At 33.0% G+C, this 1,329-nt stretch carries 1 protein-coding gene; it reads left to right on the top strand.

The window, feature by feature from the left end; translation table 11 throughout:
* On the top strand, positions 1 to 1,262 hold a 1,262-nt coding region (locus tag K354_RS0113610; RefSeq protein WP_245600619.1), incomplete at its 5' end, for an OprD family outer membrane porin.
* Positions 1,263 to 1,329: the final 67 nt, after the last annotated feature.

Raw genomic sequence — 1,329 nt, 5'->3', positions numbered from 1 at the left:
AGACAATGAAATTACTAAAATTATCATTAGCAGCGATGCTAGCGACAGGCACAATGGCATATGCAGGGGATTCTTTAGCAGATGCTTTTAAAGATGGTAAATTTAAAGGGCAATTTAAATTTGTATATACAAACGGTTCAGAATCAGATGCAGCGGCATTAAATGTACCAGCACATGATCCAGCAGAAGGTGCAGATACAGGTTCAATTGCAGTAGAGATGAAATATCTTACAGCTGATTATTATGGATTTAAATTAGGTTTAGGCTTTGAAGCAGCACATGATTTAGAATTCCATAATGAAGATGGTGGTAGTGAAGATGATAGTAGAAATACTGTAAGTGAAGCTCACTTACATAATGCATTTTTACAATACTCATTCTTAAAATCAAACATCAAAGTAGGACGTCAAACTATTAAATTACCAATATTGATGACAAGTAGTGCATTTGCATTAGAAGATTACTTTGAAGCAGCAGTAGTAACAATTAATGAAATTCCTTCAACAATGTTAAAATTGGTTTATATTCAAGAATGGCATATGAGATATGGTAGTGAAGCAACAGCTTCTCCTGCTCAAAATGATAAACACTATAGTGATGGATTATATTCACTTTATTTTAGAAATACTAGCCTTAAAGGTTTAACTGTAGATGGTCAATATCTTACAACAGATGAAGATGATGGATATAGTTATGGTGATGCTCCTGTAATGATTAACGATGGTTATAATGAGTATTTTGTAAGAGCTAACTATAAATTACCAACTAGTCATCCTTTCTCTATTGGTGCTATGTATGGTGGAGCTAATTATGATGAAGATGGTCAAGAAGATACAGATTTTTATGGTTTAACAGCAGGAACAGTTCTTGGTGGTGTTAAACTTGATGCTGCATTTACTTCTGTAGATGAAGATAATTCTATGCCTGGAACATTAGGTCACGTTCCTGATGCTCTTATGTATACAAGTATGTTATCTACTAATGCAATTTTTGCAGGTATGGACGGTTACTCATTACAAGCGATCTATAACTTTGGTGTAAAAGGCCTTAGTACTCGTTTTAAAATTGCACATTTTGAGCAAGATAATGATGGTAAATTCGATGATACAGATGAAATCAATATGGATATTAAATATGCATTTAGTGGAGCATTTAAAGGATTAAGTACTCGTCTATGGGCTGGATATACTTCATATGATGATGATAATGCAGATGATGATGACTTTACTAACTTACGTTTTTATGTAAAGTATAACTTCTAATACATTAAAGATTTACAACTCCTTGAAAATATTGGAGCTTTGCCTATCATGGTAAAGCTCCTTTTTT

Source organism: Sulfurospirillum arcachonense DSM 9755 (assembly GCF_000597725.1).
In the GTDB taxonomy this organism is placed as follows: Bacteria; Campylobacterota; Campylobacteria; order Campylobacterales; family Sulfurospirillaceae; genus Sulfurospirillum_A; species Sulfurospirillum_A arcachonense.
Note: the sequence above shows the minus strand (reverse complement) of the source record. Positions and strands in the feature narration are given on the sequence as shown.